Below are 18262 nucleotides of genomic sequence, written 5' to 3' on the forward strand. Positions count from 1 at the left end.
CGATGCCGGGCGCGAGGGATGACATAAGAGCGTTTCTCAACAAGCGATCCGACAGCGTGCTGATCGAAGTCACCGATGTCAGAGGTTCCGCACCACGTGATGCGGGTGCATGGATGCTTGTCGCCCGTGACATGATCTTCCGCACCATCGGTGGCGGGCAGCTCGAATATATGGCGATCGACCATGCGCGTAAAATCTTGCTGGGTGGGCGGGATTCATCGATGGACGTTCCACTTGGTCCCGAAATCGGCCAATGCTGTGGCGGTCGTGTCGGTTTAAGCTTCCGGCGCGTCAATCGCGGACTGGCTGAAGAGCTTATTGCTAAGGTCGATGCCGAAATCTCCACCCGTCCGCATGTCTATGTCTTTGGTGCCGGCCATGTAGGTGACGCCTTAGCCTATTCATTGTCGCTGACGCCGGTGCGGGTCATTCTGGTGGATACGCGCGAAGCGGAACTCATGGCCGTCGATGCGCCAGGGGTCGAGACATGTCTTGCCGCCTTGCCTGAGCAGGTGGTGCGTTCAGCACCGCCCGGCAGCGCCTTTATCGTGCTTACTCATGACCATGCGCTTGATTTCCTGATCGTGGCCGAGGCTTTGCAGCGTGGCGATGCCGTTTATGTCGGCATGATTGGCTCAAAGACCAAGAAAGCCACTTTCAAAACTTGGTTGAAACGTGAAATTGGTCGCGACGATTTATTTAATAATCTTATTTGCCCGGTCGGCGGAACAGTCGTGAAAGACAAACGACCGGAAGTCATTGCTGCTTTAGCCGCTGCGGAAATTCTGACCGCAGTTCTGGTTTCCAGCAAAGTCTTGCAGCCCGCCTAATTCAATTACAGCGGTTCCAGTTAAGACTGAATCGTTGGAACCGCTGCAACTGTTTGGTTTTACGCATTATACCAAGGCGGCTCAAGATGCTGACGCATCACGCCTTGAAAATGTTCAATCGCCACACGGGCTTAACCAAAGTCCGATGAGTCTTACTCAATGAACTTTGGTATTATCTCACGCAAAACCGCTTCGCGCATTATGCTGGAATTACTATAATCAGGCGGGCTTTCTTTTAGGCCAATGCCTCGCGGATCAGACGCTGGCAACGCTCTGTCATGAAATCAATGATCAGACGCACCTTCGGGTCCTGAAAACGCTTATGCGGATAGATTGCGGCCAGCTGGATAGACGCTGGTGGTGTGCTTGCAAGAATAGGAATCAGCCGACCATCGCGGAGATATTCTTTCACTTCGAACAGTGGCTTGTTGATAATTCCGCGTCCGCCAAGCGCCCATTGCGTCAATACGTCGCCATCGTCGGAGTCGTATGGGCCAGTGACTTCGAACTTCCGAAGACCTTCGGGTGTTTGCAACGACCAATAAAATTCCTTGGAGCCGGGAAAGCGCAGGAGAAGGCAATCGTGTTGGTCGCCCAGAAGCTCTTCGGGTGATTGTGGAGTGCCGTGCTTTTCCAGATAGTCAGGGGCTGCGCAAATCACGCGTTCGCAGTTCAGAATGCCGCGCATCCGCAGATTTGAATTTTCCAAAACACCCAATTTGAAAGCAACATCAACGCTTTCGCTCATGATGTCGATCTCATGGTCAGATAGTCGCAGGCGCACTTCAATGTCCGGATATTTGTCGTGAAACTCGGGAATTCCGGAAGCAATGAGCCTTCGACCGAGCCCCAAAGGTGCAGTAATGCGAATCGAACCCTTTGGATTTTTTGCCAGTTCAGCGACTGCTGCTTCGGCTTCATCCACCGCTTCGAGTATCTTCATCGCGCCGTCATAAAATATGCGGCCATGCTCTGTCGGGGTCAGTTTTCGTGTGGTTCTGTTGAAGAGCCGAACACCAAGATGCTTCTCCAACTCCTTGATTCGATTACTTGCAACGGCTGGCGAGGCGCGCTGGTCGCGACCTGCCGCCGACAAATTTCCCAATTCGACAACGCGCACAAAAACACGCAGATTATCAAGGTAAGACATGCGTACGTTCCACCATTGTATATATTTTTTTGAAAGTGATGGTCTTGATGCGACGTTCACACAGGCGCAAAGCTTTGGCAAATAATAAAGCAGGGAACTAAAGCGCATCCCGAAAAGTGTAAGACGGTTTTCGGCAAAGATGCGCGTAGAGAGAAAAGCGCATCCCGAAAAGTGTGAAGCGGGTTTCGGAAAAGATGCGCGTTAACGCAAAAAAGTAAAACGAGTAATGGGAGTGCCGGATGTATGATCTTGCCGTGGCCTGGGACTGGCTGGGCTTCGCAGTGCGGTGGCTACACGTCATCACCGCGATTGCGTGGATCGGCTCGTCTTTCTATTTCATCGCGCTGGACCTTGGCTTGCGCCAGCGTCCGGGCTTACCGGTCGGCGCTTATGGCGAAGAATGGCAGGTCCATGGTGGCGGTTTCTATCACATCCAGAAATATCTGGTTGCACCTGCCGAGATGCCTGAGCATCTGACATGGTTCAAATGGGAATCCTACGCCACATGGCTGTCAGGCTTCACTTTGCTCTGCATCGTCTATTATGCGGGCGCCGATCTTTATTTGGTCGATCCGAATGTGCTCGATGTCTCAGCACCGGTGGCAATCGCTATTTCGATCGCCTCGCTGGCTTTCGGCTGGATCGCCTATAACACCATCTGCAAGCTGATGCTCGGCAAGAGCGATACGCTCCTGATGGTCATTCTCTACTGTATTCTGGTGGTGATGGCCTGGGGTTATACGCATTTGTTCACCGGTCGTGCAGCCTTCCTGCATCTGGGTGCATTCACAGCGACGATCATGTCGGCCAACGTTTTCATGGTCATCATTCCGAACCAGAAAATCGTGGTCGCGGATCTGATCGCCGGTCGTAAGCCCGATCCGAAATATGGCAAGATCGCCAAGCAGCGTTCAACGCATAACAACTATCTGACGCTGCCGGTTCTGTTCCTGATGCTGTCGAACCATTATCCGCTGGCATTTGGCACCGAGTTCAACTGGATCATCGCCTCGCTGGTGTTCCTGATGGGCGTGACAATCCGCCATTGGTTCAACACGCAGCACGCCCGCAAGGGTAGCCCGACATGGACATGGCTGGTGACGGTTATCCTGTTCATCATCATCATGTGGCTGTCGACTGTACCGAAGATTCTGACGGGTGAACCAGAAGAACAGAAGGTTTCATCGCTGCAGCAGACTTTCATCTCGGACCCGCACTTTGGAAAAGTGCGGGATACCGTTCTGGGACGTTGTGCGATGTGCCATGCCAAGGAACCGGGTTGGGAAGGCATCATCGTGCCACCAAAAGGTGTAGTTCTTGAAACAGATAGGGATATCGCAGCCCACGCCCGCGAAATCTATTTGCAGGCTGGTCGATCCCATGCCATGCCGCCTGCCAATGTTACCGGCGTGAGCAATGAGGAGCGCAAGCTGCTCGCTTCCTGGTATGAATCCGCTACTGCTGGAGCAAAATAATAATGAGCAAACTTCTCATCCGTGGCCGCGTGCTGACCTTTCGTGACGAACCGCAAAGTCTGGATGACAGTCAATCCTATCGCTATATCGAAGATGGTGCTGTGCTTGTCGAAAATGGCCGCATCGCGCGCCTCGGAGATTATGCCGAGATAAGCGCTGAAGCAGGCAGCGACGTAAAGGTTGCCGATCATCGGCCACATCTCATCCTGCCCGGCTTCATCGATACGCATATCCATTATCCGCAGACGCAGGTTGTTGCGTCCTATGCCGCCAATCTTCTCGAATGGCTCAACACCTATACATTCGTGGCAGAGCAGAAATTTGCCGATGAGCAGCACGCGGAATTTATCGCAGAGCGCTTTCTGGACGAACTGATCCGTCACGGCACAACGACGGCTGTTGCCTATTGCTCGGTGCATCCGCAGAGCGTTGACGCCTATTTCCGTGCATCGCAGCATCGCAATATGCGTATGCTAGGCGGCAAGGTGATGATGGACCGCAATGCACCACCCGCACTTTGCGATACAGCACAATCAGGTTATGACGAGAGCAAGCAGCTGATCGCGCGCTGGCATGGCAAGGATCGCCTTGATTATGTAATTACGCCGCGTTTTGCGATCACCTCTACACCTGAACAGCTCGAATTGAGCGGGGCGCTTGCCCGCGAACATCCCGAATGTTTTATTCAGACGCATTTGTCGGAAAACCATGACGAGATAGCATTCACCAAGTCGCTCTATCCGGATTCGCCGGATTATCTCGGCATCTATGAGCATTATGGCTTGCTCGGCAGCAAGACGCTGCTCGGCCATTCCATCCATCTTGAAGAACGTGAGGTGCAGGTGATGGCGGAAACCGGTGCGATTGCGGTTTTCTGCCCAACCTCGAACCTGTTTCTCGGCTCCGGCCTTTTCGACCGCGACCGCCTGAAAGCATCGGGCGTGCGCATGGCGGTCGCGACCGATGTCGGCGGCGGCACCAGCTTTTCGATGCTGCGCACCATGGACGAGGGCTACAAGATTCTGCAATTACGCGAGCAGCGCCTCAATCCGTTCCAGTCTTTTTACATGATGACGCTCGGCAATGCCCGCGCGCTGTCGATGGAAGATAAAATCGGTACGCTCGATGAGGGTACGGAAGCAGATATTGTGGTACTGGATTCAGCAGCGACATCGCCTATGCGTCTTCGCATGGCAGCCGGTGCAACGCTTGAGCAGGAGTTGTTCCTGCTGCAAACGGTCGGTGATGACCGTGCGATTGTCGAGACCTATATCGCGGGAAAGCCGCTGAAGGCCGAACTCGCCTAAGAAATCTCTGGAGGAGGGAGAGGGAGGACCCGTAGCGGAGCAATCTGCTGCGGGTTTTTCTGTTTTTAAAGCCTACAGCATAATTCCTTAAACTTGAATCAGTTTAAGGAATTATGCTGTAAATATAAAGTGTTAGAGCGACCTCTGTGCGCCCAAGAGGGCGCACGGCGCTCTATCCCGAAAAGTATGAAACGGTTTTCGGAAAAGATGCGTGCTCTAGGGTCCAGACTCAATTGAGCCACCATGTGACGATGGCAGCGATATAGCATGTGGCTGTAAAGTTCAGCATGAGCTTGTCATATCGTGTCGCGACCCTCCTCCAGTCCTTGAGGCGGCAAAAGGTGCGTTCGATGATGTTTCGGCGGCGGTAGGCAATTGGGTTGAAAGGTTTGATCCGCTTACGGGTCGGATTATTTGGAATGACCGGTTCAGTGCCGCGAGCTTTGAGAAAATCGCGTAACGCGTTGCTATCGTAAGCCGTATCGGCAGCGCACAGGTTGCTTGGCGGCAGTGGCTCAAGCAGTGGGATGGCAATGGGAGCGTCACCGCGCTGCCCAGGGGTTATTCTCAGTGCGACTGGGCGGCCACAACCATCGACAACAGCATGTATTTTTGTCGATCTGCCGCCTCGCGATCGACCGATGGCTTGAGCTTCCGCCCCCCTTTTCCGCCAGCAGCAGATCGGTGCGCCTTTGCGGTGGTGCTGTCGATCATGTGAATGTCGCGATTGGTCGTCTGCACCAGTGCTTCGAATAGTTGCCGCCATATGCCTTTGGCAGACCAACGATGGAAACGATTGTAGATGGTTGTCGAGGGACCGTAGACAGCGGGGCAATCCTGCCACCGACAGCCAGTGCGCAGCACATGGATGATGCCGCTAATCACCCGGCGGTCGTCAGTTCGATGCGCGCCGGGTTGGTTCGTTGGAAGCAAAGGAGCGATCACTGCCCATTGCCGATCATCAAGCCAGAATTCTCCTGCCATGCTCCAAAACTCCCGTTATCAGGAGAGTGAATCATGAAGAAGTAATTTGATCAAATGTTTAATTGGGTTTGGAGCCTAAAGCTCTTCTGGCCGCTTACCGCCCATGGTCCGGGTCAGTTCATCGGCTGTCGTGCGGATCATCGGCCCAAGTTCTTCCAGCTTTTTCTTAGGCAAACGCACAGCAGGCCCAGAAACGGAAATACCCGCAATTGCTTCTCCATACTCGTTGAAAATAGGCGCTGCGATGCAGCACATACCGAGCGTGTGTTCTTCATCATCAATCGACCAGCCGCGCGTGCGGGTTGCCTGAATGTCTTTTAGCAGGGCGGGGAGTGTGTCGAGCGTGCGCTGCGTGAAGTGCTCAAGCGTTCTGCCCGAAAGCGTTCGCGCAATCTCTGTATCCGACCATGTCGAAAGAACAGCCTTGCCGATGCCGGACGCATGGATCGGCCCCCGGCGCCCCGGACGGAAGAAAGCACGCATCGGGGCATGACTTTCGATCTGCGAAATGAACACGACGTCGCCATCGTCTTCGACCCCGATATTGGCGGTTTCCCCACTCGATTCCATCAATTGCTTGAGATAAGGCCGCGCCAAAGTGCCAAGCTTGCGGAAGCGGCGAAAGGCATTGCCGATTTCAAATGCCTTGACGCCGATGGTCCAGTCGCCGCTTTCCGCATCATGCGAAACCATGCCGTGGTTCGCGAGTGAAGACAGAAGCCGATGCACCGTGGAAGGCGCCATGTGGCTTGCATCAGACAGATCGGTCAATGTCGAACCGTCATTCTCGGCAATCAGTGCCAGAAGCTTGAGGCTGCGATCCAGAACCTGAACGGATGAAGGTGCTGCGTTTTCCGCTGCCTTGCGGCCCCGCTTTGCTTTTACCTGTTCCATGAGCCGCCTCCGATTCCGTGTTCTTCTATCACTACCTTATCCCCATGACATCGGAAAGGGCGTGGGGATTATCTCCATTTCGTTGAAAATCTTTATTTCCATATAATGGTATGCATTTCCATATATTGACTGTAGCTTTTGTAAATGGATATATTTTCCGTAGGAGGAAGCCGTCATGGCCAGAATGCGTGCAGTCGATGCAGCCGTACTTGTGCTGGAGAAGGAAGGGATCAATTGCGCTTTTGGTGTGCCAGGCGCTGCGATCAACCCATTTTATTCGGCCATGAAGGCGCGGGGTTCTATCCGCCATATTCTTGCGCGCCACGTTGAAGGCGCTTCACACATGGCTGAAGGCTATACCCGTGCGAAGCACGGCAATATCGGCCTGTGCATCGGCACATCCGGCCCAGCTGGTACGGACATGATCACCGGCCTCTACTCGGCATCCGCCGATTCAATTCCAATCCTCTGCGTTACAGGCCAAGCACCCCGCGCACGCCTCGACAAAGAGGACTTCCAGGCAGTCGATATTGCCAAGATCGCAGCTCCCGTTACCAAATGGGCGGTTACGGTTATGGAGCCAGCACTGGTGCCTTTTGTTTTCCAGAAGGCATTTCATATTATGAAGTCGGGTCGTCCCGGACCGGTGCTGATCGATCTGCCGATCGATGTCCAGCTCGCTGAAATCGAGTTTGACATCGATACCTATCAGCCGATGGAAGCTTATAAGCCAGCAGCAACGCGGGCACAGGCAGAAAAGGCGATTGCCATGCTCAACGAAGCGGAGCGCCCGCTGATCGTTGCTGGCGGCGGCATCATCAATGCCGATGCTTCCGATCTTCTGGTCGAATTTGCTGAAATCACCGGCATTCCGGTCATCCCAACCCTGATGGGTTGGGGTGTTATTCCGGACGACCACCGTCTGATGGCGGGCATGTGCGGTCTTCAGACGTCGCACCGTTACGGCAATGCGAGCCTGCTTGCGTCCGATACCGTCATTGGCATCGGAAACCGCTGGGCAAACCGTCATACCGGCAATGTCGAGACCTATAAGAAGGATCGTAAGTTTATCCATGTCGATATCGAACCGACCCAGATCGGTCGTGTTTTTGCGCCGGATTTCGGTATAGTTTCAGATGCTGGCAAAGCTTTGAAGCAGTTGCTTGATGTGGCGACCGAGTGGAAATCCGCCGGCAAGCTGCGTGACTGGTCGGGTTGGGCAGAGGAATGTGCGACACGCAAACGGACCATGCTGCGTAAAACACATTTCGATCAGACACCGCTCAAGCCGCAGCGTGTTTATGAAGAGATGAACAAGGCCTTTGGCCGCGACACCTGTTACGTCACAACCATTGGTCTCAGTCAGATTGCTGGCGCACAGTTTCTGCATGTTTATCGTCCGCGCAACTGGATCAACTGTGGTCAGGCTGGCCCATTGGGCTGGACATTGCCTGCTGCTCTCGGCGTCCGTGCTGCTGATCCTGATCGTCCGATCGTTGCGCTTTCAGGCGACTATGATTTCCAGTTTATGATTGAGGAACTGGCGGTCGGTGCGCAACACAAGCTGCCGTACATTCATGTGGTCGTGAACAATTCCTATCTCGGCCTTATCCGTCAGGCGCAGCGCGGCTTCAATATGGATTTCGAAGTCAGTCTCGCCTTCGACAACATCAACGCATCGGGTGACGCAGAAAAGGGTTACGGCGTCGATCATGTGGCGGTTGCCGAAGGCCTCGGCTGCAAGGCGATCCGGGTGCGCAGTCCGAACCAGTTTGCCGAAAGTTTTGAGCAGGCAAAAGCGCTGATGAGCGAGCATCAGGTGCCAGTGGTACTCGAATTCATCCTCGAGCGCGTCACCAATATTTCCATGGGGGCGGATATCGATCAGGTCGTCGAGTTTGAAGAACTCGCCGAACGTGGCGAGGATGCGCCAACCGCGATTGCAGCGCTGCTAGATTAATTTCGAAGGAATGGATTATGCCAAGATTTGCAGCCAATCTCACCATGCTTTTTAATGAAGTGCCGTTTATGGAGCGCTTTGCGCTGGCGGCTCAAGCTGGTTTCACGGGGGTCGAATATCTCTTCCCCTATGACTTCAACCGGCATGAATTGAAAGCAGCACTTACTAAGCACAATCTGGCACAGGTGTTGCACAATTTGCCAGCCGGCAACTGGGGCGGTGGCGAACGTGGGATCGCAGTTCTGCCTGACCGAATTGACGAATTTCGCCGTGGTGTGGCGGACGCGATTGATTACGCGTCAACGCTTAACTGTTCGCAGGTGAATTGCCTCGCGGGTATTGCACCACAGGGCGCCGACCCTGATGTGCTACGCGCAACTTTCGTCAGCAATTTGCGGCTTGCCGCAAAGGAACTCGGCAAGCATGGTATTCGCCTGCTGATCGAACCGATCAATCACTATGATATTCCGGGATTTTACCTCAACACGGTCGAGCAGGCAGTTTCGATCATCGACGAGGTCGGCAGCAACAACCTGTTCATCCAGTATGATCTCTACCATCAGCAGCGCACGCGTGGTGAACTGATTGCCACCTATGAACGCTACAAGCCGCTGATTGCGCATGTTCAGCTTGCCGATAATCCGGGCCGTAACGAGCCGGGCACAGGCGAAATTAACTATCCATATGTGTTCGAAGCGCTGAAAGCCGCTGGTTACAAAGGCTGGATCGGTTGCGAATACAAGCCAAAGACCACCACGGAAGAGGGCTTGGGCTGGTTCAAACAATATGAAGCTGAACGGTTAAGTGCATAAGTTAGAATAGGGAGTAAGCGAAATGGCCAAAATCGGCTTCATCGGACTGGGGATCATGGGCAAGCCAATGGCGCAGCATTTGCAAAATGCAGGCCACCAGCTTTTTACCTCAAAGCACACGCAGCCTCCACATAAAGACTTGCTGGATGCAGGACTGACTGTTCTCGATACGCCCAAGGCAGTGGCTGCGGAATGTGAGACAATTATCCTCATGCTACCGGATACGCCGCAGGTCGCCGACGTTCTGTTTAGTGAGGATGGTGTTGCGGAAGGCTTGGGCAAGGGCAAGACGCTCATCGATATGAGCTCGATTTCGCCTATCGAAACCAAGGAATTCGCAAAGAAAGTCCGCGCAACTGGTGCCGAATATATCGATGCACCAGTGTCAGGCGGCGAAGTTGGAGCGAAAAACGCCAGCCTTTCCATCATGGCAGGCGGCGCACAGGCAAGTTTTGATGCAGCACTACCTCTGCTCAAATTGATGGGCAAAAACATCACGCTGGTCGGCGATTGCGGTGATGGTCAGACAACCAAAGTCGCTAATCAGATCATCGTCGCGCTCAATATAGAGGCCGTTGCCGAAGCGCTGGTGTTTGCCTCCAAAGCGGGTGCTGATCCGGCAAAGGTTCGCGAGGCTCTGATGGGTGGATTTGCCTCGTCGCGCATTCTGGAAGTGCATGGCGAACGCATGATCAAGCGCACATTTGATCCGGGTTTCCGCATTTCGCTGCACCAGAAGGATTTGAACCTGGCATTGCAGGGCGCGAAAGCTCTAGGCGTGTCGCTGCCGAATACGGCAATGGCGCAGGAATTGTTCAACTCCTGTGCAGCCCATGGCGATGACGGTCTGGATCATTCTGGGCTGGTGCGCGCATTGGAACGGATGGCAAATCACGACGTTGCCTAATTCAAGCGCCTGATTTCTCTGGAGGGGAGAACATGGAGCTGGCTGTCTGGAGGAGATGGCCGGCTCCATTGATTTTATAAGTTCGTTCAGAAATAGTCGGCCAAACAACAATAATATCGGGAATCTCATGACCGCCATCACCGATCCGAAGAAGTTTTTGACCAGTCTCTTTGATGCAGCGGTTGCTGCTGCTGACCCTGAACTGGTGATCCGCGCCAATCTGCCTGCAAAGCCCAAAGGCCGAACGATTGTGATTGGTGCAGGCAAAGGCTCGGCGCAGATGGCGGCTGCATTCGAGCGGGCATGGGCAGAGCGGCATGAGAATGAGGAAGCGCCGCTGGAAGGTGTTGTAGTCACGCGTTACGGCTATGGCACGCCCTGCAAAACTATTGAGATCATTGAGGCGTCGCATCCGATTCCCGATGATGCCGGGCTTGCTGCTTCAAAACGACTGTTTGACGCGGTGTCGGGTCTCACCGAGGATGATCTTGTCGTCGCGCTCATTTCCGGTGGCGGTTCGGCATTGTTGCCATCGCCGCCTGAAGGCCTGACCTTGGAAGATGAGATCGCCGTCAATAAGTCGTTGCTGGCATCTGGTGCGCCGATTTCGGCAATGAATGCCGTGAGAAAACATCTTTCGACCATCAAGGGTGGAAGATTAGCTGCTTGCGCCCATCCGGCAAAAGTCTTTTCGCTGGTCGTTTCTGATATTCCCGGTGACAATCCTGCCTTTGTTGCGTCAGGCCCAACTGTGCCGGATAAAACCAGCCGCGACGAAGCGCTGAAAATCATCGAACGCTATAAGCTTGAACTGCCAGATGCTGTGCTCGCGCATATCAAAAGCGAGAAGGCTCATGCGCCAAAACCCGACGACAAAATCTTTGCCGACAATGAAGTACGTGTGATTGCGTCAGCAGCCGTTTCTCTGGAGGCCGCAGTCAAGGAAGCGGAGCGCCATGGCGTTGAGGCGGTGATCCTGTCCGATTCAATGGAAGGTGAGGCACGCGAAGTTGCTCATGTTCATGCGGCGATTGCGCGTGAAGTGGCTGATCGTGATCGTCCGTTTAAAAAGCCGGTGGTGATCCTGTCAGGTGGTGAAACGACCGTGACTATTCGTGCGAAAGGCGGCAAAGGCGGGCGCAACAGCGAGTTTCTACTGTCCTTCGCGCTTGATATAGATAGCTATACGAATATTCACGCGCTGGCAGCGGATACCGATGGCATCGACGGTTCGGAAGATAATGCTGGAGCTTTTGCCGATGGCACAACGGTTTCGCGGCTGCAAAAGGCGGGTGAAGACGGGGCTGCGCGGCTTAACGTCAATGACGCATGGACGGCATTTGATGCGATTGATGATCTGTTCATGCCCGGTCCCACCGGAACGAACGTCAATGATCTGAGAGCGATTTTGATATTGGCTTAGTTTCGTCGTCGATAAGTATCCGGGTTGCAGCTCCGTCTAAGTCTTCATACTGGCCATTTTTCAATGACCATAAAAAACCGGCAAGGCCCAGAACACCAAGGCCCAGCGCGATGGGAATAAGGAAAAGAAGTCCGCTCATTTGTGCGCTTCCTTCAAAATGGCAGCAGGTGCGACAGTGGTTTGCACCGGCTGCTTTTGCTTTCCAGCCCGCAATCGCATGGCGTTGCTGACGACCACGATGGACGATAGCGACATCGATAATGCTGCTACCAATGGCGTCACATAGCCGAAAATCGCAATCGGCACAGCAATGATATTATAGCCTATGGACAGCGCAAAGTTTTGGCTGATCAGCTTGCCAGCTTCCTTCGATACAGCAAAAGCCAGCGGTACGGCGGAGAGGCTTTCGCGCAGGAATACGAAATCGGCAGCATTCCGGCCGATATCGGCAGCGGTTGCGGGAGCCATGGAAACATGGGCTGCAACAAGGGCTGGAGCATCATTAAGCCCGTCACCGACCATCAGAACTTTGCGACCATCGGCGGTGAGTTCCTGCACAAGTTGTGACTTGTCAGCAGGCAGAACTTCGCCGCGATAGGTATCGACACCAAGATAACCGGCAAGCTTTTGCACGGCGGGCTGTTTGTCGCCGGAAATTATTTCCAGCTTCAAACCATTGCGTTTTAGAGTGCCGATGGCGCTCGCTGCATCTTCGCGCGGTTGGTCTTCAAAGCGGAATGTTTCAACCAGCTTGCCGTCGATGGAAAGGCAGGTCTCTGGGCCGTCGGCAGTATCAGCATGCGCATTGCTGTCAGTCCATTCGCGCTTTCCGAGCCGGTAAACCGTGCCATTCAACGCTGCATCAATGCCCGAACCGGGAACTTCCTCAATGCGTGTGAAAGCAGTCATTGGCTTTGCGCCAGAGAACAACGCCAGCGCTCGCGACAATGGATGACGCGAATAAAGCGACAGTTCAGCTGCAATTTCGAGGTGGTTCGGGTTGATCATATCGCGGTTAATGAGGCGCGGCTGACCAAGTGTCAGCGTTCCGGTCTTGTCGAATATGGCTGTATCGATCTCAGCCATCCGCTCCATTGCGGAACCGTCCTTGATCATGATGCCATTTTCAAACAGGCGTCGCGCGGCAACCACCTGAACGATTGGCACGGCAAGTGCCAACGCACAGGGGCAAGTGATAATGAGCGTGCAGATCGCAATATAGATAGAGCGATACCAGTCGCCGCCGGTATAGATCATCCAGCCGACAAATGCCGCAAAGGCTATCGTATGCACCATCGGCACATAAAGCTCCGAGGCACGATCAGCGAGACGACGATAATAGGCGCGGCCTCCTTCTGCGACATCCATCAGGCGCACCATCTCGGCAAGGAACGAATCCTTGGCTTCGGCAGTTGCGCGAATGACGAGTGGAGCGGAGAGGTTCATGGTGCCCGCACGAATATCCGAGCCGGGACCGACAGGCACTGCATCGCTTTCGCCCGATGCAATGGCGCAATCGAGTTCCGAGTGTCCATCTTCCACTTTCGCGTCAACGGGAACGCGCTCTCCTGCTGCAAGGATGATCCGCATTCCGGGGCGGACTTCATTGACCGGCAGATAGTTACGCTCGTCATTTTCGCCGATAACCACGGCACCACGCGGGCTTAACTGTGCAAGACCTCGCACAGCGGAGCGTGCGCGTGCGCGCATGAGATAATCGAGCGTGCGACCGATCAACAGGAAAAACAGCAGTGAAACCGAGGCATCGAAGTAGGCGTGTTGCCCATGGTTCATGGTCTCATAAACGCTCATGCCGAAGGCAAGCGAAATGGCGAGTGCAATCGGCACATCCATGTTCACGCGATGGGCGCGAAGCGCATTCCATGCGGAAACATAGAAAATCCGACCCGAATAAATCAATGTCGGCAGGGCGATAAGACCGGAAATCCAGTGAAACATATCGCGCGTTGCGGCATCTGCTCCCGACCAGACTGCAACAGACAACAGCATCACATTGCTGGATGCGAAGGCTGCAACCCCAAGCGCTATCAACAGCCGTGTGAAGGCCGGGTCCTTATCCTGAACCATATCGAAAATATGCGCCTCGTAGCCAAGGCGGCGTAGCGGATCGACGACATCAGGCGGTGTTTCGCCATCCTTCCAGCGAATGGTGACGCGGCGCGCTGTGAGATTAACGCGAACATATGCGACGCCCGGCAGCTTACCGAGCACCTCTTCAATGGTCTTGATGCAAAGGCCGCAATGAACGCCGGGAACCGACAGATCAAGCTGGCGCAGGCCGTCGCCCAGCGCACGACTTGCAACCAGCATTTCATCGGGCGAAACGGTCTGAATGACGGTGGCTATCTGAGCATTTTCAACGCAACAACTCATAAGATCCTCCCGTCCTTCACAAGAACGCGGATGATATGGCGATAGGGATCTTCAAGGCCATACTTTTCATTGGCATCGGCATTGACTTCCATGATCCATGCGCCTTCACCAAGCTCAAGCGGCGCGGTCAGCACACCCTCGTCACCCGTGCTGAGGGTGACTTTGGTGTCGTGCACATCGCCGACCGGGCGCTTGAATTCAACCGTGCCACCGGCCAAGGTAATGGCTTTGCCGTCGCGATCCGCGAGTTTCCAGCTGAACACACCTTCTGCGTAAGATGGCTGGGACTGCCAACCGAGTGCAGCTTGTTCCTTGCCGGTTTCGGCTTTGTCGTTGAACTCCTGGCTTGCGACATAGGTGTTTTTCACCACAAGCCCGCTCCAGCTACTGACTGCCTTGTAAGCCATGGTCATATTGACAGCGATGATGACGCCAAAAAAGGCAATCATGATGCCCAGCATGTGCCAACCGGTAAAAGTGCCTGACGTTTTTGATTTTACTGACATCATTTCTTCTCCGGTGCCATGAAAGTTGCTTTGTAGCGTGCGCTTTCGGAGCCGTCCGCGTCGCGCACTTCGATTTCATAGTCGGAGCGTGGCTCCGTAATTGCATCATGCGGCAGGGTCACGAAAACGCGCAGCGTCTTCAGCCGGTCGGGTTCTACCGGCACATCGTAATTGCCTTCCGCATCGATGTTTTCATCCTGAACAGTCAGCGTTGCACCCGGCAACCCTTCTATCGACAGACGGAAAGTGCGTGGAACGGGGATCATGTTGAGCAGCTTGACGGTATAACCGTTGCGGATTGAGCCATCGGACAGCAACACATATTGCGGCGTGCGGTCATGCAACACGTTAATGCCGATGCGCTGACGCATCGAAAGCGAGATAACGAGCGTGAGGCCGATCAGCGCCCAGACGATGAAGTAAAACAGGATGCGCGGACGCAGAACTTTTTTCAGCGACAGATGTTCAACCGCACTGGAAAACTTGTTTGGCGCTTCATAGACACGCGTGGGATCGATAGGAGCCGTGCCGTTATTGGTGGCGAGGTCCATATTCGAATTGTAGTCGGCAAGTGTTGCATAGGAGATCAGTCCGCGTTCCTTGCCGACCTTGTCCATCACAGAGTTGCAGGCATCAATGCAGAGTGCGCAGGTAATACATTCAAGCTGCTGCCCGTCGCGAATGTCGATACCCATAGGGCAGGCGGCAACGCAGGCATTACAATCGACGCAATCGCCAACGGTTTCGCCCGTAGTAATTGCTTTTTTGGAGTGACGTGAACGTGGTTCGCCGCGCCAGTCATTATAGGTGACGGTGAGAGAGTTCTCATCGAGCATGGCCGCCTGGATGCGTGGCCAAGGACACATATAAGTGCAGACCTGCTCACGCATCAGGCCGCCGAAAACATAGGTCGTGGCGGTGAGAATGGCGACGGTGAAATAGGCGACGGGTGCCGCTTTAGCCGTGACGAAATCCATAAGCAGAGTGGGGGCGTCGGCGAAATAGAAAATCCATGCGCCACCGGTCAGAATACCGATCAATATCCAGATGCCGTGCTTGGTTACTCGCTTCCAGACCTTGTCAAAGGTCCATGGAGCCTTATCGAGTTTCATGCGGGCATTGCGGTCGCCTTCGATCGCGCGCTCAACAACAAGATAGAGATCGACCCAGACAGTCTGCGGACAGGTGTAGCCACACCAAGCGCGCCCAGCCGCAGATGTCACCAGAAACAGACCGAGGCCCGCCATGATGAGCAGGCCCGCGACGTAATAGAATTCCTGCGGCCAGATTTCGATGAAGAAGAAATAGAAGCGGCGATTGGCAAGATCAATCAGCACCGCCTGATCGGGCGCATAGGGGCCGCGATCCCAGCGCAGCCACGGCGTCAGGTAATAGATCCCCAACGTAATGAACATGATGATCCATTTGAAGCGGCGGAACTCACCCTGCACACGCTTCGGAAATATCTTCACCCGCGCCGCATAAAGCGACTTCCCACTTTTAGGGAGGCGGGTCTTGGGGGAGTTGACTGCCTGAACGTCTATGCGTTCGACATCGTCTGACATTTGCCTTGCTCCTGAAGCGCGATGCCGGACAGACAGAAGCTGGCTTGCCGGTAGATCGTACTTGCAACAATTGAGAGCGGGGTGGTTATTCGCCGTCCGTTCCAATGCAGTGACATGAGCGCAGCCCCGATTTGCCGTTCAATTGGAGCTGCCCTTGTTTTCACTGGCCCCTTTTCGGGGCCAGTGGTCGTTAGAGCGGCTCCAATTAAGATTGAATCGTTGGAGCCGCTCTAACTATTTGTTTTTACGCATTATCCTACGTAAAACTGCTAAGCACTTTTGCTGGAAATGCTTTATTCACCACCACCGAGCGAGTGGACGAAAATTGCGAGCTGCTTGACGGTTGCATCGCCGAGGCGCGTTTCCCAAGCAGGCATCACGCCATGTTTTGGACGCGCGACCTGACGCGCAATAGCGTCTTCGCCCGAGCCGTAGAACCAGATGGCGTCGGTGAGATTTGGTGCACCAAATTCACGCAGGCCCTTTGCATCCGCGCCGTGACAGACGGCACAGTTTTCAGCAAATACCTTTTGGCCTTCCGGAACCATGGCCGGATCATGTGGCGTGCCGGAAAGGCTGACCACGTAAGCTGCGACATCGCGTATCTGAGCGGGCTCGAGGACATCCGCAAAGCCCGGCATTTCCGAAACGCGTGTTTCACTATCGTCAGGCGAGCGCACTCCATGACGAATGGTCGTCAGGATGTCGTCGACCGAACCACCCCACAGCCAGTCATCATCATTGAGGTTTGGATAGCCGGGTGCGCCCTGTGCGCCTGAGCCGTGGCACTGCACGCAATTGACGCGGAAAGCAGCCGCACCGCCCGCAATCGCATATTGGCGCAGGTTTTCATCGGCCAGAATCTCATGCACATCCTTGGCTTTGATCTGGTCGATAATGCCCTGACGACCAGCCGCAATCTCTGCGTTCTCTTTCCAGAAATCGCCGCGGCTCGACCAGCCGATCAGGCCCGCGGTTGAATTGGAAATCAGCGGCCATGCGGGATAGGCAATGACATAGGCAAGTGCCCAGACAATCGTTGCGTAAAAGGTCCAGAGCCACCAGCGTGGCATTGGATTGTCGAGTTCCCGAATGCCATCCCATTCGTGGCCGGTGGTCTCTACGCCACTGACTTCATCGATCTGTTTGTCAGTCATTTTTGTCGTCCTTGAATGGAATTTCCTTCGCTTCATCGGCTTTCTTTTTGCTTCCGGGGCGGAAGGCAAAGAGAATGACAAAGACGAAGAAGAGCGCCATGGCGAGCAGGCCCCAGCTATCGGCGAAAGTGCGTAGGGTATTGTAATCCATCGCTAAATCTCCGCTTTATCGCGCTTTGGGGGACTGGTCGTAGGTCGAGAAATCAACGAGCGTGCCGAGCATCTGGAGATAGGCGATGAGCGCGTCCATTTCGGAGATGACCTGCGGATTACCGTCAAAATCACCAACACGTGCCTTGGGATAACGCCCTTCGACACCAGAAGTATCGGCGTTCGGATCGGCTTGAGCCTTCAGGTCGGCGAGTGCATTGTCGACCATCTCGGGGGTGTAAGGCACACCGACTGCCACATTGGCCTTCAGGTTCGCAGCGATGTTGTTGGCATCGAGCGGACGATCTTTGAGGAAGGCGTAGCTTGGCATGACCGATTCCGGCACCACGTCACGCGGACGGATGAGGTGCTGCACGTGCCATTCGTTGGAGTAACGGCCACCGACGCGCGCAAGGTCGGGACCTGTACGCTTAGAGCCCCACTGGAATGAATGGTCATACATGGATTCCGCAGCCAGACTGTAATGGCCGTAGCGCTCCACTTCGTCACGGAACGGGCGGATCATCTGGCTGTGGCAGAGATAACAACCTTCACGCACATAGATGTCACGGCCCGCGAGTTCCAGCGGCGAATAGGGACGCATGCCCTCCACCTTCTCGATGGTATTTTCGAGATAGAACAGCGGCGCGATCTCAACGATGCCACCGACCGTTACCACGGCAAGCGAGGCAATCAGCAGCAAGGTCGCGTTTCTCTCCAGCTTGGAGTGTTTTTTCAGAATAGACAT

General features: G+C 54.4%; 16 protein-coding genes and 1 pseudogene. 7 read left to right on the forward strand and 10 right to left on the reverse strand.

Features of this window, described 5'->3' with window-relative positions:
• Positions 1-2: 2 nt before the first annotated feature.
• Positions 3-830 (forward strand): xanthine dehydrogenase accessory protein XdhC, encoded by an 828-nt coding sequence (gene xdhC / locus CES85_RS11245; protein WP_095446076.1) that lies wholly within the window; start codon positions 3-5, stop codon positions 828-830.
• A gap of 235 nt (positions 831-1065) precedes the next feature.
• Here xdhC and CES85_RS11250 read toward each other — a convergent pair whose 3' ends face one another.
• Complete coding sequence (locus CES85_RS11250; protein WP_095446077.1) at positions 1066-1980, reverse strand: LysR family transcriptional regulator; 915 nt, start codon at positions 1978-1980, stop codon at positions 1066-1068.
• Between the two features lie 239 nt (positions 1981-2219).
• Between CES85_RS11250 and CES85_RS11255 the strand changes: the two genes are divergently transcribed.
• Together CES85_RS11255 and guaD are read left to right on the forward strand one after the other, a co-directional pair.
• Positions 2220-3455, forward strand: a complete 1236-nt coding sequence (locus CES85_RS11255; protein ID WP_095446078.1) for a urate hydroxylase PuuD — start codon at positions 2220-2222, stop codon at positions 3453-3455.
• Between the two features lie 2 nt (positions 3456-3457).
• The gene (guaD, locus tag CES85_RS11260; protein ID WP_095446079.1) at positions 3458-4762 is read left to right on the forward strand and encodes a guanine deaminase; all 1305 of its coding nucleotides are present in this window, start codon (positions 3458-3460) and stop codon (positions 4760-4762) included.
• 298 nt (positions 4763-5060) lie between these two features.
• On the opposite strand, the pseudogene CES85_RS11265 reads toward guaD, so the two are convergent.
• Both CES85_RS11265 and CES85_RS11270 read right to left on the reverse strand, forming a co-directional pair.
• Positions 5061-5746 (reverse strand): annotated as a pseudogene (locus CES85_RS11265) (IS5 family transposase); the annotation flags it as partial.
• 75 nt (positions 5747-5821) lie between these two features.
• Positions 5822-6640 (reverse strand): IclR family transcriptional regulator, encoded by an 819-nt coding sequence (locus CES85_RS11270; RefSeq protein WP_095446080.1) that lies wholly within the window; start codon positions 6638-6640, stop codon positions 5822-5824.
• 175 nt (positions 6641-6815) lie between these two features.
• Between CES85_RS11270 and gcl the strand changes: the two genes are divergently transcribed.
• From gcl to CES85_RS11290, 4 genes are all read left to right on the forward strand, one after another.
• Positions 6816-8600 carry a glyoxylate carboligase gene (gcl, locus tag CES85_RS11275; protein WP_095446081.1) on the forward strand — a complete coding sequence of 595 codons (1785 nt, stop codon included), beginning with the start codon at positions 6816-6818 and terminating at the stop codon, positions 8598-8600.
• A 17-nt stretch (positions 8601-8617) separates the two neighbouring features.
• Entirely contained in the window at positions 8618-9412 is a 795-nt protein-coding gene (gene hyi, locus CES85_RS11280; protein WP_095446082.1) for a hydroxypyruvate isomerase, read from the forward strand.
• A gap of 22 nt (positions 9413-9434) precedes the next feature.
• Positions 9435-10319: a 2-hydroxy-3-oxopropionate reductase gene (locus CES85_RS11285; RefSeq protein ID WP_095446083.1), complete on the forward strand. Its 885-nt coding sequence runs from the start codon at positions 9435-9437 to the stop codon at positions 10317-10319.
• Positions 10320-10446: 127 nt separating this feature from the next.
• Complete coding sequence (locus CES85_RS11290; protein WP_095447842.1) at positions 10447-11742, forward strand: glycerate kinase type-2 family protein; 1296 nt, start codon at positions 10447-10449, stop codon at positions 11740-11742.
• Here the strand turns inward: CES85_RS11290 and ccoS are convergent.
• The 7 genes from ccoS to ccoO form a co-directional block, all read right to left on the reverse strand.
• Positions 11708-11881, reverse strand: a complete 174-nt coding sequence (gene ccoS / locus CES85_RS11295) for a cbb3-type cytochrome oxidase assembly protein CcoS (protein WP_095446084.1) — start codon at positions 11879-11881, stop codon at positions 11708-11710. The genes CES85_RS11290 and ccoS overlap by 35 nt on opposite strands.
• Complete coding sequence (locus tag CES85_RS11300) at positions 11878-14136, reverse strand: cation-translocating P-type ATPase (RefSeq protein WP_095446085.1); 2259 nt, start codon at positions 14134-14136, stop codon at positions 11878-11880. The genes ccoS and CES85_RS11300 overlap by 4 nt, the downstream gene beginning before the upstream one ends.
• On the reverse strand, positions 14133-14642 hold the full coding sequence (locus tag CES85_RS11305) for a FixH family protein (protein WP_095446086.1): 510 nt from the start codon (positions 14640-14642) through the stop codon (positions 14133-14135). The genes CES85_RS11300 and CES85_RS11305 overlap by 4 nt, the downstream gene beginning before the upstream one ends.
• On the reverse strand, positions 14642-16207 hold the full coding sequence (gene ccoG / locus CES85_RS11310) for a cytochrome c oxidase accessory protein CcoG (RefSeq protein WP_095446087.1): 1566 nt from the start codon (positions 16205-16207) through the stop codon (positions 14642-14644). Before ccoG ends, CES85_RS11305 begins: the two co-directional genes overlap by 1 nt.
• Positions 16208-16500: 293 nt before the next feature.
• Positions 16501-17364, reverse strand: a complete 864-nt coding sequence (gene ccoP, locus CES85_RS11320; RefSeq protein WP_095446089.1) for a cytochrome-c oxidase, cbb3-type subunit III — start codon at positions 17362-17364, stop codon at positions 16501-16503.
• Positions 17357-17515 carry a CcoQ/FixQ family Cbb3-type cytochrome c oxidase assembly chaperone gene (locus tag CES85_RS11325; protein ID WP_024896091.1) on the reverse strand — a complete coding sequence of 53 codons (159 nt, stop codon included), beginning with the start codon at positions 17513-17515 and terminating at the stop codon, positions 17357-17359. Before CES85_RS11325 ends, ccoP begins: the two co-directional genes overlap by 8 nt.
• A 15-nt stretch (positions 17516-17530) precedes the next feature.
• Positions 17531-18262: a cytochrome-c oxidase, cbb3-type subunit II gene (gene ccoO / locus CES85_RS11330; protein WP_095446090.1), complete on the reverse strand. Its 732-nt coding sequence runs from the start codon at positions 18260-18262 to the stop codon at positions 17531-17533.

This window comes from Ochrobactrum quorumnocens (assembly GCF_002278035.1).
Lineage (GTDB): Bacteria > Pseudomonadota > Alphaproteobacteria > Rhizobiales > Rhizobiaceae > Brucella > Brucella quorumnocens.